Below are 14,918 nucleotides of genomic sequence, written 5' to 3' on the forward strand. Positions count from 1 at the left end.
GCATGAACGTCCACGTCTATCCCGCACCGATCGTCAACGAGAGCCGCATCTTCCGGGAGACGAAGGCGGTCGCGGAGGCCGGCCTGTTCGAGCGGGTCGTGGTGACCGGTCAGAGAGCCGCCGGTCTCCCCGACGTCGAGAGACTCGACGAGGTCCGATCGATCGAACGCGTCGGCTCCGTCGCGGACGAGAGGCCGCGGTCGATCGTGGGACGCATCCTGGAACAGATCTCCTGGTCGGTGGCGACGTACCGCCGGTGGCGATCGCGTCCCGTGCGCGTCGTCAACGCCCACTCGGTGGCTGTGCTGCCTGTGTGTCATGCGATCGCACGCCGCCATCGCGCCGCTCTGATCTACGACACCCATGAGCTCGAGACGGAGACGTCGACCTCGCACGGCGTCCAGGGGAAGATCTTCCGGATGATCGAGCGGCATTACATCCGTCGGTGCGACGCAGTGTTCGTCGTCAACGAGTCGATCGCAGACTGGTATCGGACCGCGTATCCCGGAGCGCGTGTGACCAGCGTGCGAAATGCGCCGTCCCGGGGGCGGGATCCGCAGGCGGTCGATCTGCGGAGGAAGTTCGACATCCCCGCCGACGACCGCGTCTTCGTGCACGTCGGGAACATCGTGGCCCATCGTCACATCGCGGAGATCCTCGACGCGTTCGCCGCGCGTGCGTCCGCCGGGGATCACATCGTCTTCATCGGTGCCGGAGCATTGGAGAGCGTGGTGCGGGGCGCCGCGGACCGGCACGTGAACATCCATCACCTCGGGGCCGTTCCTTCGGACGAGGTCGTCGATGCCGTCGCGGGAGGCGACGTCGGCTTCTGCCTGATCGAGGCGACCTGCCTGTCCTATGCGTTGTCGCTGCCGAACAAGGCGCTGGAGTATTCGATGGCCGGCGTTCCCTTCTTCTCCACGGACCTCGTCGAGGTCGACCGCCTTCTCGGAGCCGAGGCGGCAGCCTGGAAGATCGACGGCGATGCGGCTTCGATCGTCCGTGCCCTGTCATCGCTCACCGACGACGACATCGCGGCCGGACGCCGTGCGATCGCCGCGGTCGAGCTGCCGGATTGGCAGACGGAATCGGCGAGCATGCTCGATGAGTACCGACGAGTGCGGGGCGCGGCATGAAGACCGTCTGGATCGTCAACCACTATGCGACGGACCCGCAGGAGACCGCATCCGGGTCTCGTCACTTCTCGCTCGCGCGGGGGCTCGTGCAGCGCGGTTGGACCGTGGTTCTGCTCGCCGCAAGCACCGAGCACCCCTCCGGTCGGCGTAGAGCCGGGATCTCGGGCGCGCGAGCGAGCGATCGAGTACGTGACGGTGTTCGGTTCCGATTCCTGCGTACGCCGGAGTACGAAGGAGGGCTGGGCCGGCTCCGGAACATGGCCGCCTTCACTGCGGCCCTTCTGCGTCGGTCGAACGTCGCAGACCTCCCTCGTCCTGATGTGGTGATCGGGAGCACCGTGCACCCGCTCGCGGCATGGTCGGCTTCGGTTCTGGCCCGCCGTGCCGGAGTTCCGTTCGTCTTCGAGATCCGCGACCTCTGGCCGCAGACTCTCATCGATATGGGAAAGCTCTCGCCTCGGAGTCCGCTGTCCTGGATGCTGCGCCGGCTGGAGCGCACGCTGTGCGACCGTGCCGACGCCGTCATCACACTGCTTCCGTTCGCGTCCGAGTACCTGGTCGCCCAGGGGGTGTCGGAGGAGAAGGTGGTGTGGATATCCAACGGCACGGACGCCGACGACTTCGACGGTGCGCCGCCGCCCGGGGGAGACGACTTCGTCTTCATGTATCTCGGTTCCGTCGGGCGCGCGAACGGCCTGAGCGCCATCGTGGAGGGTTTCCTCTCCGCCGCCGCCGTCGAGCCCAGACTGCGGCTCGACATCATCGGAACCGGCGCGGAGCTCCCCGCGATCCGGCAGCGCGCGGCGGAATCCGCCCACGGCCATCGGATCATCTTCGAGCCGCCGGTGCCCAAGGGCCGGGTTCCCGTCCTGGTCGGTCGAGCCGACGCGATGGTCATCAACATCCTCGACCTCGATGTCTACCGATTCGGGGTGAGCATGAACAAGATCTTCGACTACGCCGCTGCTGCTCGCCCCATCCTCGCGGCGAGCAGTGCACGGAACAACGTGGTCGCCGAGGCCGATGCCGGGATCGTCGTCCCCGCTGACGACGCGGAGGCACTCGGAGCAGCGATGGTCCGGATGGCATCCCCGGACGCCGCTGATGACCGGGCACGCTGGGCGGTGAATGCCCGCGCCCACGTCATCGCCCACTACGACTACCGCGCACTGGCCGAGCGTCTGGACGGTGTGCTCGATCGATGCGTCATGCTCACGCGCAAGGGAGACGAGTACCGATGATCACGATCGTCGATTACGGGGTGGGGAACATCGGGTCCCTCGTCAACATGTTCCGCCGGATCGGCCAGGAGGCCGAGCTCACGGCGGACCCGCAGCAGATCGTGGGCGCGGAGCGCCTGCTGCTTCCGGGGGTCGGAGCCTTCGACGCCGCCACCGCGAAGCTCCGCGAAGGAGGGTTCGACGCCGCGATCCTCGAGTTCGCCCGCACCGGGCGTCCACTTCTCGGAATCTGCCTCGGAATGCAGCTCCTGCTCGATTCGAGCGAGGAAGGCACGTCCTCCGGCCTGGGACTCATCCCCGGCGGAAGCGTGCGCTTCGACGACTCCCGGGGGACCCGCGTGCCGCACATGGGCTGGAATCAGCTGGCCGTGCAGAAACCTGCGGCGATCGTCGACGGACTCCCGGAGAATCATCGCTTCTACTTCGTGCACAGCTATCGCGTCGTCGTCTCGGACGCGCGCGATGAGCTGGCACGGAGCGAGTACGGAAGGGAGTTCACCTCGATGGTGCAGCGCGAGAACGTCACCGGTGCCCAGTTCCACCCGGAGAAGAGCCACGCCTTCGGGATGCAGATGCTCGATCAGTGGGCACGGTCGTGATCGCCCCGCGGGTGATCCCCGTCCTCCAGATCGACGACGGAGGCTGGCTGGTCAAGACACGGCAGTATCAGAGTCCGCGCTACCTCGGCGATCCGATCAACGCCGTGAAGATCTTCAACGAGAAGCAGGTCGACGAGCTGGTGGTCGTCGACATCGCCGCTAGCCGCTCGCATCGTGATCCGGCGTACGAGGTTCTCGCCGACATCGCATCCGAGGCGTTCATGCCGGTGGCGTACGGCGGCGGGTTGAGCTCGGTCGCTCAAGCCCGACGCGTGGTCAACCTCGGCATCGAGAAGGTGATCGTCAACTCCGCCCTCTTCACCGCGCCGGAAGCGGTGGAGGCGATGGCGGCGGCTCTCGGGTCGCAGAGCGTGGTCGCGAGCATCGACGTGCGCCGTGGCGTGGACGGCGAGCTCGTCACGACCAGCGCATCCGGCACACGCCGGGAGCCGGAGAACGTCGGAGACGTCGCTCGTCGTGCCGTCGGCCTTGGCGCGGGCGAGATCATCCTCTCCGCCGTCGACCGGGAAGGGACGCGGGAGGGTTACGACCTGGAGGCGATCCGGCTGGTAGCCGAAGTGGTGCCTGTGCCGCTGGTCGCTCTCGGCGGCTCCGGTTCCTTCGAGGACTTCGTTGCAGCGATCTCCGCCGGAGCGGACGCCGTTGCGGCGGGCAGTCAGTTTGTGTTCTACGGTCGACGCGACGCCGTGCTGATCACGTATCCAGAGCCATCAGAGGTCGCGGCACTCATGAAGGCGTCCCCCAGCGGGACTGCTTACTGATCGGCTGCGTCGACGCGCGGGGTGCGCCGGCATCCGCCCCTGCTGCCCTGGCCTCGGTCAACCACATCGCCAGAGCAAGCATCGACGCGAATGCCATCCAGGTGTACGACGGCTCAAGACTCGCGCTGGCCATCATCGTCATCAGGGGCGAGAGCAGCGCGAACACGACGAGTGCCAGGCCCGCGATCTGTCTTCCTCGACCGAAGCCCCTGTCGCGATAAGAGCGCCATCCTGCGCGCGCGATGTGGAACATGACCACGACAGTTGCGGCGAAGACGAAGATCCCATACTGGCTCAAGATCTCCAGCGCTGCGCTGTGGGGGCTCAGAATTCCCTTCGTCGCCAGATCGTACGGGTGCACTTCGGCTGTGCGCGGCTCGTATCCGCCGGGCCCGAGGCCGAGGAAACCCGATTCCAACGCAAAGTTCACACCATTGCCCAACAAGTTGAAGCGGATCGCACCCGTCTGCCCCTCGTCGAACCAGGAGACTTGAGCGCGCTCCACGCCGATGATCCCGGCGATCCCGCCGGGTGAGGTCACCACCAGTAGTGCTCCTGCTGCGATCACGGGAGCGACGATGATCATCGTCCGCGGGAACCTGGCCAGAACCAAGCTCAGTACGATGACCGAGAGGGCCACGAACCCCAGCGTTGATTGCGTCTCCCGTATGAGAAACGCGATTCCGACCAAGAACATGATGATCAGTAGACCCACAGAGCGCTTGCGGACAACGGCGAACCCCGCGACCAGTATGAGGAAAGCGATCAGCAGGAAATACGCGAAGTCGTTCGGGTTTCCGAAGGTGCTGGCCAGGCCAGGGTCGGTGAGCACGCTCTCCGCGTCGCGGTTCGCGAAGTAGTTGCTCGCGCGCCATCCCGTCCGCAACTCATACGCGGCGAGCGCACCCGTGACGATGACAGACGCCGCCCATCCGAGAAAGAGAGCAGTCACGAATCGCTGGTCGAGCCGCGCGAGCAGGACGGCAATCACCAGCATGCCGCCAAAGAAGCACGAGACAAGCTCGGACGCGGCGTAGGGGTCCACGCCGTGGACGAAGCTCAGCCCCAAGGCGGCGAGCGTGCCGATGACCAGGAGGACCCAGGTCGCTGTCCGCAAGGCAGACGGGCCTCTCTTCGGGCGGCGTCGGAAGACAACGATGAAGAAGAACAGAAGAGTGGCAACACGGAACGCGAACAGGTTCCCGAGCCCGGGCGCGAGGGGGCCGAGGGCGGCGAGCGTCGGAAGGACGAAGATCAAGGCACGCTCAGCTCTGGTGCTGGACGGGATGGGATCCTCACCAGGCGACACGAGCGTTGTCTGGCGCGGTAGCGCGGTGTTCGTCGCGGCGGCCCGTTGCATCGCGGTATCTCCAGGCTCGGTGGCCGCGTGGTGCGAACACGCAGACGGGGTCGAAGGTAGGGGCAGTCTATCCCGACCTATCCCTGGTGCGCGGGTCCGCGGAGCCAGTCATCCAGCACTGTCGCCGCGGTGGTGCCGTCATGCCATTGTTCGACGAACGCCGGTCCGCTCGCAGCGACTTCCCTCGCGCGTTCCCGGTCGGCGAGCACGTTGTCGAGTACAGCCGTGATGGTCGCGGGGTTAGCGTCGAAGAGAGGGACGACGCCCCCCAGAACTCGTCGCGTGTGCTCCGACACGCTGCTCACCACCACACGGCCCGCAGCCATCGCCTCGATCGCGATCACTCCGTATGCTCCCGTCTGGATTTGATCGATCACGATGTCGGCGCTGTGCAGGAGAGCAGGCATGGCCTCGTGCGAGACCACACCGGTTCGGATCCTCTCGATGCTTCCCTGGCGCTCCAGCAGCTCCAGTGCGCGATCGATGTGCCGGGTTCCCTTCGTCACGGCGGCGTTGGCACTCGGGCGGTGGAGCACGCGAGGCACAGCGCGACGTAAAGGAGCGTCTGCAGCAGCCCACCTGGCCGGTGAGACCGTGATGGGGAGGAGGACGGATCCCTCGACATGCTGCAGCATGTCCGGGGTCGTCACGAAGGTAGGAAGACCAGCCGACGCCACCGCTCTGCGGTTCCGCCGAGCCTGCTCGCCCAGTCGCTGCATCCACTCCGGGTCGGCTTCGGTGAAGAACGAGTGCTCGTTGAGCTCGATGCTCCGTTCAGGATCCCTGGCGTCGCTGCCGTGGAACACCACGGCAGTACGCACGCCGAGACGGCGGTACATCTCCGCCTCGTCGGTGAAGCGGGTGACGTGCGGATCGCCCACCAGAGGCATGTTGCTCTCGTTCAGGAGATAGGTCACGCGGCCCATGAGCTGACGTACCCGTGCTCGCCGTAGCCAGGGCGGCGCAAGGCGATAGTGGGGAAGAGAGTGGCTGGAACGGTCGTTGACGCGTCGGTCACGGAGAAGGCTCGCAACCGGGCCATCGAAGGCGACCGTGAATGCCTCGTGCGCCGTCCGATCTCGCAACGAACGGGCCCAGGCGCTCGCCTGTGACGCGGAGTTGAGCGGACCGATCGAGAGCGTTTGGTTCACGACGGCGCCTTCGGTCGAGGGACTCGACACGGTCGAGTCCGAACCGTGTGCCGATAGTCTATGCCCGGGGTCTCAGACTCGTGCACCTGTGCCTTGGCGCCCCGGGGAGTCCGGACTCGAATCCGAAGAATGAGGTGCGTTGACCAGATCGAGAATGTTCGCGCGCCCGGCGTACGACCGGACGACCACGAACGCGCTCGGACGTAAGGGGGTTCTCGCGCTGCTGAGCAGACTCGCGCCCGGGCTCACCACTCTCCTCGTCAACATCGCAATCGGGCGAATCGCGGGAGCCGGGCTGCTTGGCCTCACGCAGACTGTCACCTCCACGGCGTCGATCGCAGCCCTGGTCTACCCGGCGGGGGGCGCGGCGAGCAGGTATCTGTCGAGCCTCGGTGCCCAGGGGGAGCGGGAGATGGCACGGGCCGTCGCCACCCACCTGTCTCGTCGGGTGATGCTCGCGTCGACAGCGGCGGCCTTGGTCGTGAGCGCGGTCGTACTGCTCGGAAACCGGGGCAGCGGATCAGTCGCCCTGGTCAGTGGCCTCATGGTCGTTGCCGTCGCCGGACGCGCCTTCGTCGAAGGCCTCCATTTCGGAGGCGGGGAGGGCGCGCGCCTTGCGAAGTGGAGCCTCGTAATCGCGTGTCTTAGCGTCACTGCGACGATCGTTCTGCTCCTGTTCGGTGTCCGCGACGTATGGGTCATGGCTCCTCTCGTCGCGCTCCCGATCATCTTCATGGCCTTCTCCTGGCCGCGCCGGTCTTCTCGGCGCCTTCCAGCAGGACTGATCAAGGAGATCCGCGGCTTCGTCGCGCTCTCCGTCGTGGGAACGCTTGCGAGCACGGGCTTCGCGCAGGCTGCGGTTCTGGTTGGTGGAGTCGCCCAGGGACTCTCCTTCGTCGGTCAATACTCGGCAGCGATGACCATGACGACGCCGCTGGGAGTGCTCGCCGCCGCGCTCGCCGCAGTGCTGTTCCCCGCGCTTGCCGCAACGCACAGCGTCGGGGCGACGCAGGCGGTCAAGCTTCGCCTAGGTGCCGTGACATCCATCGTCATCACCGTGATGGTCGCACTCTTCATACCGCTCGCGGTGCTCTCGGAGCTTCTCGTATCGCTGATCTGGGGTTCGAGGTTCCCGCAGACGGCATGGATAATTCTGATCCTGCTCCCAGCGATCGTCATCAGCACCATCGCCGTGCCTGCAGTGAGTGCGGTCACGGCATCCTCGAATCGCGGTATGGCGACATCGGCAGTGTCGAGCGTCATAGGTGCGGTTGTCGGGGTCGCGGTGTGGGTGGCGCTCGTCCCGAGCGGCTCACCGACGGCGATCCCGCTCGGCTTCGCCGTCGGTACCGTTGTCATCTCGGCGATTCCCCTCGCCATCGCGTGGAGGCGGTACCGCATGGCCTGGGCGGCCGAGATGATCATTGTCGTGGTCGTTCTGGCCGTGACGCTCGCTCTCGTCGTTCTCGGGCAGCACTGGGAACTGAGTCCGGTCTACTCGGTGCTGGGAGCAGGGGTGCTGACGAGCTTATGGCTGCTCGCCCGTCATCGCACTGTTCGTCTTCTGCTTGCTCGCGTCCGTCGCCGCGCGTGAGTCGTGCACGCAACCATGGTTGAATCGCCGAGTGACTGATCCCAGCCTTCCGCCTGCGACGCGGCGGGAGCGGCGCGAACTGCGCGCGCCTTCCTCCGACGCTCCGACGACCGCTGCCGACGACATCGAGCAGGAACCGCCACGGCGACGCCGACGCGTCTGGCTCTGGGTGACGATCATCGGCGTGCTCCTCGTCGCCCTGGCCGTGGCCGGAGTGTGGGCAGGAAGCCGGATCTATTCGCAGGCCATGCAGGCGCGCTCCCACCTGCTCGCAGCCATGCCGTACGTCGCCGAGGTGAAGACGGCGATGCTCGCTTCCGACCCGGAAGCGGCTGCGACGGCTGCGGCGGCATTCCGGGCGGAGGCGGCGGACGCCCAGGCGGCCGCATCCGGCACGCTCTGGGGCTTCTTCGAAGCGGTCCCGCTCCCACCGCTCGAGAACCTTCGTGCCGTGAGCACGGTCGCCGACGTCGCGGTGTCGCTGGCCGATGACGTGCTCATCCCGGCGAGTGGAGTGAGCGTCGCCGCCCTGGCCCCGTCCGGCGGAAAGATGGACGTCGCGGCTCTTCGATCGCTTTCGGGGCTGCTCGATCAGATCGAGGCGGGGACCGATGCTGCGGACAAGCGCTTGTCGGCGCTCGACCACGGTGCCCTGATGGACGAGGTGCGCTCCGGCGTGCAGCAGGTCGAGACGGCACTCACCGAGATCCAGGCGGTGGCCGGGCCGGCCCGAGATGTCGTCGCGGTGCTGCCGGACGCGCTCGGCGCGTCCGGACCGCGCAACTACCTCGTCATGTTCCAGGGCAATGCCGAGGTGAGGGCGAGCGGCGGCGGTCCTGGATCGTTCATCCTCCTCAGCGTCGACGACGGTGCTCTGTCGATCGTCGGAGAGGCGGCGGCCACCGAGTTCGATTTCGCCATCCCGGAGCCCGTCGTGCCTATCGACGCCGAGACCGAAGCGCTGTACTCCGACATCATCGCCCGCTGGATCGCGAATCTGACGGCGACCCCGGACTTTCCCACGAGCGCCGCGCTCGCGAAGGGGTGGTGGTCGACTCTGCACGACGATCGGATCGACGGCGTGATCTCGATCGATCCCATCGGCCTGTCGTACATGCTGAATGCCACCGGACCCATCACGCTGCCGACAGGCGACGTGCTCACGAGCGAGAACGCAGCGCCCCTGCTTCTCAACGAGGCGTACTTCAAGTACCCGGACGGCGCCGACTCCAACCGGTTCTTCTCCGCCGTCTCCCTCTCCGTCTTCGGCGCCCTCACCGGAGGGAGCATCGAGCCCTTTCCGATGATGGCCGCGCTGACGCGAGCCGCCGACGAGGGCCGGCTGAAGATCTGGAGCTCCGACGAGGACGAAGCCGCGCTGCTCGGGGAGTCGCCACTGTCCGGACGGCTCCCGTCGACGAACGACACGGAGAGTGCGGTCGGAGTGTTCTTCAACGACACGACGGGCTCGAAGATGGACTACTACGTCGATGCCGCGGTGGCTGTGCAGGCGGATCGCTGCGCCGCTGATGCCCCGCGCTGGACGACGACGGTCACGCTCCAGAACCACATCACGGCGGATGCGGCCGGAGAGCTCCCGCGCTACATCACGGGTCCGTACTTCACGCCAGGGAACATCGGGACGGACTTCGTCGTGTACACACCGGTCGATGCCACGATCGAGGGGTGGACGTTGAACGGCAAACCGGTCGATGCGATCGCCCACACGACCCATCTCGGGCGTGACGCGGTGCGGGTGAACGTCGTCCTTCCGCCGGAATCGACGGCCACACTCGAGGTCGCCATGGTGGGCACAGCCGGGAGCGCCGCGGCTGACCTCGGGCCGACGACGGTCCGTCACACGCCGATGGTGCGGGAGACGCCGGTGAGCGTCGACGAGCCGACGTGCGACTAGACGGTGCTCCGCCGTCGTCTCAGCGAACCGCCGCCCGGACGATCCGCTCGACCTCGTCCAGCGCAGGGGTGAGCTGGGCGCCGGAGAGCGCGTAGGTCTCGCGCGAACGGCGGTACGGATCGACGACGTCGTCGTCCGCGGGTGGCGCGGGGGTGACGCCACGCTGGTCGCCGACGGCGCGGAGCACGGCCGCGAACCGGTCGTGGAGCGGTCCGTCCCCCTGGGCGGCGTCCTGAGCCTCCTCCGTGCTCAGCGTCGAGGCGAGCCGTGCGAACTCGCGCAGCGTGAATGTGCGACGGAGAGCGCCGGGCACCATCTTCACGACGGCGGAGCGGTGTTCGCGAGCCATCGTCAGCACGAGGTCGGCGCCTGTGATGTAGGGCTCGACGAGGTAGCGGGCGCGGTGGGCGGCGGCGTTCGCCGGATCGGCACCGCCCTGCGTCGCGAGTTCGAGGGCCTCCTCCGGCATGCCGTGACCGTCCAGCGCGTGCGTTCCGGCGCTGTGCACGCGGACGCCCAACGGCTCGAGGCGCTGTCGGAGCAGTACCTCGGCCAGGGGAGAGCGGCAGATGTTCCCCGTGCACACCGTCAGGATGGTCAGCGTCTCGCCGGCAGGGGCGATCGGGCTGGCGTCGTTCTCGGGGACGAAGGTGGGCTCGGGCTGTTCCTGCTGCTCGCGCCACTCTCGGCGGCTCATGCCGGACGGCGGGCCGTCGGGGGGAGGGATGGTCACGAGGCCAGCCTACGGTTCCTCGCCCGTTCGGGACCGTGCGACAGCAACGCGAGCAGCACGGTCGCGACGACCGCCCCCAGGAAGGTGCCGGTGGTGTTGGCGATCACGTCGCTGATCGTGGGGAACCGGGAGGGCATGAGCCCCTGCACCGACTCGATCACGACGCTGAGCAGTCCGCCGGCGAGCGTGACCTGCCAGAGTCGGAGCCGCGGCCAGGCGAACGGGAGCAGCAGCCCGACGGGGACGAAGAGGGCGACGTTGGCCAGGATCTCCAGGACCACGGCGCTCTGCTGGTAGGAGGCGATTCCGGCCTCCGCGACCCACCGGGCCATCACCCCGACGAGTCCGGTGACCTTCGACGACACGCTCGCGGGAAGCCAGACGGTGAAGCCCACGAACAGCAGGTAGCCGACCAGGGCGACGCGCGCCGTCGCCGCGCCGCGTCGGGGGCGGACGGCGAGGGTCGAGGTCATGGCGTCATGCTATCCACGCCTCCGGAGCGCGTCTCTCAGGATCGCGGGCCGAGCTGTTCGATGTACCGCAGCAGCACGCCTTCGCGCAGCGCCCACGGCGACACCTCCAGCTCCTCCACGTCCAGCGCGTCCATGGCGGCATGCAGCGACACCGCCGCCGCCACGATCTGGAAGGTCCGGTCGGGCGTGATCCCCGGGAGCTCCTGCCGTGCCGACGCGGGGAGGCGCGCGAGTCGCGGGATCCACGACCCGAGGGCGTCGCGGGGGAGCAGCATCCGCTCGATGCCCGACCAGCCGGGGACGGGGTAGCCGACGAGTCGGGCGAGTGAGCGGATCGCCTTGGAGGAGCCCACCACGTGGTCCGGGCGGGGGAGGGAACGGAACCCCGACGTGACCCCGTCGAGCGTGGTCAGGGCGTGTGCCCGGAGGCGGTCCACGTCGTCCTGTCCCGGTGGGTCCTGCGGAAGGAACTGCACGGTCATGCGTCCGGCTCCGAGGGGGACGGACGCGGCGACATCCGGCATCTCCTCGGCGCCGGCGGCGATCTCCAGGGAGCCGCCGCCGATGTCGAGGAGCAACAGCTGGCCGGCAGACCACCCGAACCAGCGCCGCACGGCGAGAAACGTGAGCGCGGCCTCGGTCTCCCCGTCGAGCACCTGGAGGGGCTGGCCGAGGACGGCCTCGATGCGGGCGATCACCTCGGCCCCGTTGCGGGCATCGCGGACGGCGCTCGTGGCGGTGGCGAGGAGCGCGTCCACGCGCTCCTCCTCCGCCACCCGGCGCGCCTGCGCGACGGCCGCTTCCAGGGCCTGCACGCCCTCCTCCGCGATCGCCCCGTCCGGTGTCAGGTAGCGCAAGAGGCGCAGCGCGGTCCGATCGCTCGTGGTGGCGAGCGGTCGTCCGCCCGGACGCACGTCGGCGGCGAGCATGTGGACGGTGTTGGATCCGATGTCGAGGACTCCCAGGCGCACGGGATGAGGATACTCGTGCGCGGTTACGATGGACGACGTGACCACCGCCGACCCCACGCTGCCGCTGTCGCCGTACCGGGAGATCGGGCGCGCGGAATGGGCGCGTCTCGCCGCCGGACTCGACCAGCCCCTGACCGAGACCGAGGTCGTGGAGCTGCGAGGCATCGGCGATCGCCTCGACCTCACCGAGGTCCGCGAGGTCTACCTCCCGCTGAGCCGGCTGCTGAGCCTGTACGCGAGCGCGACGAAGCAGCTCGGTGCGGCCACCTCGTCGTTCCTCCAGGAGGACGACACGACCACGCCCTTCGTCGTCGGTGTCGCCGGCTCCGTGGCCGTAGGCAAGTCGACCATCGCCCGGCTCCTCCGCGAGTTGATGAGCCGATGGCCGGGGACGCCGCGGGTCGAGCTGGTGACGACGGACGGCTTCCTCTACCCGAACGCCGAGCTCGAGCGTCGCAGCCTCATGGATCGCAAGGGCTTCCCGGAGTCGTACGACCGCCGGGCGCTGATCGAGTTCCTCACGGAGGTCAAGAGCGGAGCCCCCGAGGTGCGGGCGCCGTTCTACTCCCACATGCGCTACGACATCGTCCCCGACGCGCACGTCGTGGTGCGCCGCCCCGATGTCGTCATCGTCGAAGGGCTCAACGTCCTGCAACCCCCGCCCGCCCCGAACGACGTCGCGGTCAGCGACCTCTTCGACTTCTCGATCTTCGTGGACGCCGACACCGCGCACATCGAGAAGTGGTACGTCGACCGGTTCCTCGCGCTGCGGCAGGGGGCCTTCAGCAACCCGTCCTCCTACTTCAACGTGTTCGCGCACCTCACCGACGAGGAGGCGATCACGACTGCACTGGGATATTGGAACGAGATCAACATGCCGAACCTCGTCGAGAACGTGATGCCCACCCGGCACCGCGCGCGACTGGTCCTGCGGAAGGGCGCGGATCACGACGTGGAGAGCGTGCTCCTGCGCAAGCTCTGAGCCCCTCCGGCGGCGCTCTATTGTTCGGACGACTCGCAAAAATTCCCGCTTACCCTTGTCCCCATGTGTGGAATCGTCGGATACGTGGGCCCGCGGCCCAGCCAGGACATCCTTCTCGCCGGCCTCGCCCGGCTCGAGTACCGCGGCTATGACTCCGCGGGCATCGCCGTGATCGACGGCGAGGGAACGCTGGGCATGCGCAAGAAGGCGGGCAAGCTCGCCATGCTGCGCGACTCGCTCGGCGATGCGCCCCTCGCCGACGGCACCACCGGCATCGGGCACACGCGGTGGGCGACGCACGGCGGCCCGACCGACGTCAACGCGCACCCCCACCTCGCCGACGACGACAAGCTCGCGGTGATCCACAACGGCATCATCGAGAACTTCGCGGCTCTGCGCGACGAGCTCCTCGCCGACGGTGTCGCCTTCCGCAGCGAGACCGACACCGAGGTGGCTGCGGCGCTGCTCGGTCGCGAGTACGCCGGCAACGGGGGCGACCTCGCCCTCGCGTTCCGTGCTGTCGTCAACCGCCTCGAGGGCGCCTTCACGCTCCTCGCGATGCACCAGGACCACCCGGGTCTCGTCGTCGGCGCTCGCCGCAACTCGCCGCTCGTGATCGGTCTGGGTGAGGGCGAGAACTTCCTCGGCTCCGACGTCGCCGCGTTCGTCGAGCACACCCGCAAGGCCCTCGCGATCGGTCAGGACCAGATCGTCTCCATCACCCCGGACGCGGTGACCGTGACGGACTTCGCCGGCACGCCCGTCACCGCCGAGCCCTTCGACGTCTCCTGGGACGCCGCCGCCGCCGAGAAGGGCGGATGGTCGAGCTTCATGGCCAAGGAGGTCGCGGAGCAGCCCGAGGCCGTCGCGAACACCATCCGCGGCCGCATCCGTGACGGCCAGGTCGTGATCCCGGAGCTGGACGGTCTCGACGACCTGTTCGTCGGCATCAACCGCGTCATCATCACCGCGTGCGGCACCGCGTCCTACGCGGCCCTCGTCGGCAAGTACGCGATCGAGCAGTGGGCTCGTGTGGCGGTGGACGTCGAGCTGGCCCATGAGTTCCGCTACCGCGACCCGGTCATCGGCGCCGACACCCTCGTGGTCTCCATCAGCCAGTCCGGCGAGACCATGGACACCCTGATGGCCGTGAAGTACGCCCGGGAGCGCGGCGCCCGCACGCTGTCGGTCTGCAACACGCAGGGCGCGACGATCCCGCGCGAGTCGGACGCCGTCGTCTACACGCACGCCGGCCCGGAGGTGGCCGTCGCCTCGACCAAGGCGTTCTCCGCCCAGATCACGGCCCTGCTGCTGCTCGGCCTGCACATGGGGCGGGTCCGCGGGGCCGTGGCCGACGCCTCGACCGATGTCGAGGAGCTCGCCGCGCTGCCGGAAAAGGTCGCCAAGGTGCTGGAGAGCGAGCACGAGCACGTGACGCAGCTCGCCGGCTGGATGGCCGACACCCGTTCGGTGCTGTTCCTCGGTCGTCACGTGGGCTACCCGATCGCGCTTGAAGGTGCGCTCAAGCTCAAGGAGATCTCCTACATCCACGCCGAGGGCTTCGCCGCGGGCGAGCTCAAGCACGGTCCGATCGCGCTGATCGAGCCGGGGCAGCCGGTGTTCGTGCTCGTGCCGTCGCCGCGGCACTCCGCGCTCGTGCACTCCAAGGTCGTCTCCAACATCCAGGAGATCCGCGCCCGTGGTGCCCGCGTCATCGTCGTGGCGGAGGAGGGCGACGCCGCCGTGCTGCCCTTCGCCGACGAGGTCATCCACATCCCGCTCGCCGGACCCATGTTCGAGCCGCTGCTCGCCGTGGTGCCGCTGCAGATCTTCGCGATGGCGCTGGCCACCGCGAAGGGCCTCGACGTGGACCAGCCGCGCAACCTCGCGAAGTCCGTCACGGTGGAGTGACCGCCGACCCACCCCCTTGTGTTCCTCCCACCCCTCTGCGTGCGCACGCAGAGGGGTGGGGTGTACGGAG

Annotated in this window: 13 protein-coding genes; 8 read left to right on the forward strand and 5 right to left on the reverse strand. The window is 68.2% G+C overall.

Annotated elements, in window-relative coordinates; translation table 11 throughout:
• Positions 1 to 2 precede the first annotated feature (2 nt).
• From AC2W7E_RS15325 to AC2W7E_RS15340, 4 genes are read left to right on the forward strand one after another with little or no spacing between them, the layout of a single operon-like run.
• Positions 3 to 1,136, forward strand: coding sequence for a glycosyltransferase (locus tag AC2W7E_RS15325; protein ID WP_485989443.1), 1,134 nt, complete (start codon positions 3 to 5; stop codon positions 1,134 to 1,136).
• Positions 1,133 to 2,377, forward strand: a complete 1,245-nt coding sequence (locus tag AC2W7E_RS15330; protein WP_485989444.1) for a glycosyltransferase family 4 protein — start codon at positions 1,133 to 1,135, stop codon at positions 2,375 to 2,377. Before AC2W7E_RS15325 ends, AC2W7E_RS15330 begins: the two co-directional genes overlap by 4 nt.
• The gene (hisH, locus tag AC2W7E_RS15335) at positions 2,374 to 2,976 is read left to right on the forward strand and encodes an imidazole glycerol phosphate synthase subunit HisH (protein ID WP_485989445.1); all 603 of its coding nucleotides are present in this window, start codon (positions 2,374 to 2,376) and stop codon (positions 2,974 to 2,976) included. Before AC2W7E_RS15330 ends, hisH begins: the two co-directional genes overlap by 4 nt.
• Positions 2,961 to 3,758, forward strand: a complete 798-nt coding sequence (locus tag AC2W7E_RS15340; RefSeq protein ID WP_485989446.1) for a HisA/HisF-related TIM barrel protein — start codon at positions 2,961 to 2,963, stop codon at positions 3,756 to 3,758. The genes hisH and AC2W7E_RS15340 overlap by 16 nt, the downstream gene beginning before the upstream one ends.
• Here AC2W7E_RS15340 and AC2W7E_RS15345 read toward each other — a convergent pair.
• Positions 3,724 to 5,118, reverse strand: coding sequence for an O-antigen ligase family protein (locus AC2W7E_RS15345; RefSeq protein ID WP_485989447.1), 1,395 nt, complete (start codon positions 5,116 to 5,118; stop codon positions 3,724 to 3,726). The genes AC2W7E_RS15340 and AC2W7E_RS15345 overlap by 35 nt on opposite strands.
• A 77-nt stretch (positions 5,119 to 5,195) precedes the next feature.
• Positions 5,196 to 6,035 carry a glycosyltransferase gene (locus AC2W7E_RS15350; RefSeq protein ID WP_485989448.1) on the reverse strand — a complete coding sequence of 280 codons (840 nt, stop codon included), beginning with the start codon at positions 6,033 to 6,035 and terminating at the stop codon, positions 5,196 to 5,198.
• 388 nt (positions 6,036 to 6,423) lie between these two features.
• On the opposite strand from AC2W7E_RS15350, the gene AC2W7E_RS15355 reads away from it, so the two are divergent.
• Positions 6,424 to 7,863, forward strand: coding sequence for a lipopolysaccharide biosynthesis protein (locus AC2W7E_RS15355; RefSeq protein WP_485989449.1), 1,440 nt, complete (start codon positions 6,424 to 6,426; stop codon positions 7,861 to 7,863).
• Between the two features lie 31 nt (positions 7,864 to 7,894).
• Positions 7,895 to 9,778 (forward strand): DUF4012 domain-containing protein, encoded by a 1,884-nt coding sequence (locus AC2W7E_RS15360; protein WP_485989450.1) that lies wholly within the window; start codon positions 7,895 to 7,897, stop codon positions 9,776 to 9,778.
• Positions 9,779 to 9,797: 19 nt separating this feature from the next.
• Here AC2W7E_RS15360 and AC2W7E_RS15365 read toward each other — a convergent pair whose 3' ends face one another.
• The 3 genes from AC2W7E_RS15365 to AC2W7E_RS15375 are packed head-to-tail and all read right to left on the reverse strand — an operon-like array spanning position 9,798 to position 11,955.
• A complete protein-coding gene (locus AC2W7E_RS15365; RefSeq protein WP_485989451.1) occupies positions 9,798 to 10,511 on the reverse strand; it encodes an arsenate reductase/protein-tyrosine-phosphatase family protein in 714 nt (237 codons plus the stop codon).
• Positions 10,508 to 10,984, reverse strand: coding sequence for a VanZ family protein (locus tag AC2W7E_RS15370; protein ID WP_485989452.1), 477 nt, complete (start codon positions 10,982 to 10,984; stop codon positions 10,508 to 10,510). Before AC2W7E_RS15370 ends, AC2W7E_RS15365 begins: the two co-directional genes overlap by 4 nt.
• A 35-nt stretch (positions 10,985 to 11,019) precedes the next feature.
• Positions 11,020 to 11,955, reverse strand: a complete 936-nt coding sequence (locus tag AC2W7E_RS15375) for a Ppx/GppA phosphatase family protein (protein ID WP_485989453.1) — start codon at positions 11,953 to 11,955, stop codon at positions 11,020 to 11,022.
• Positions 11,956 to 11,983: 28 nt separating this feature from the next.
• Here AC2W7E_RS15375 and coaA point away from each other — a divergent pair, with 28 nt between their 5' ends.
• Both coaA and glmS read left to right on the forward strand, forming a co-directional pair.
• Positions 11,984 to 12,937, forward strand: coding sequence for a type I pantothenate kinase (gene coaA, locus AC2W7E_RS15380; protein ID WP_085603680.1), 954 nt, complete (start codon positions 11,984 to 11,986; stop codon positions 12,935 to 12,937).
• A gap of 63 nt (positions 12,938 to 13,000) precedes the next feature.
• On the forward strand, positions 13,001 to 14,848 hold the full coding sequence (gene glmS, locus AC2W7E_RS15385; RefSeq protein WP_485989454.1) for a glutamine--fructose-6-phosphate transaminase (isomerizing): 1,848 nt from the start codon (positions 13,001 to 13,003) through the stop codon (positions 14,846 to 14,848).
• Positions 14,849 to 14,918 lie beyond the last annotated feature (70 nt).

This window comes from Microbacterium sp. CFSPD4_SD4 (assembly GCF_057364585.1).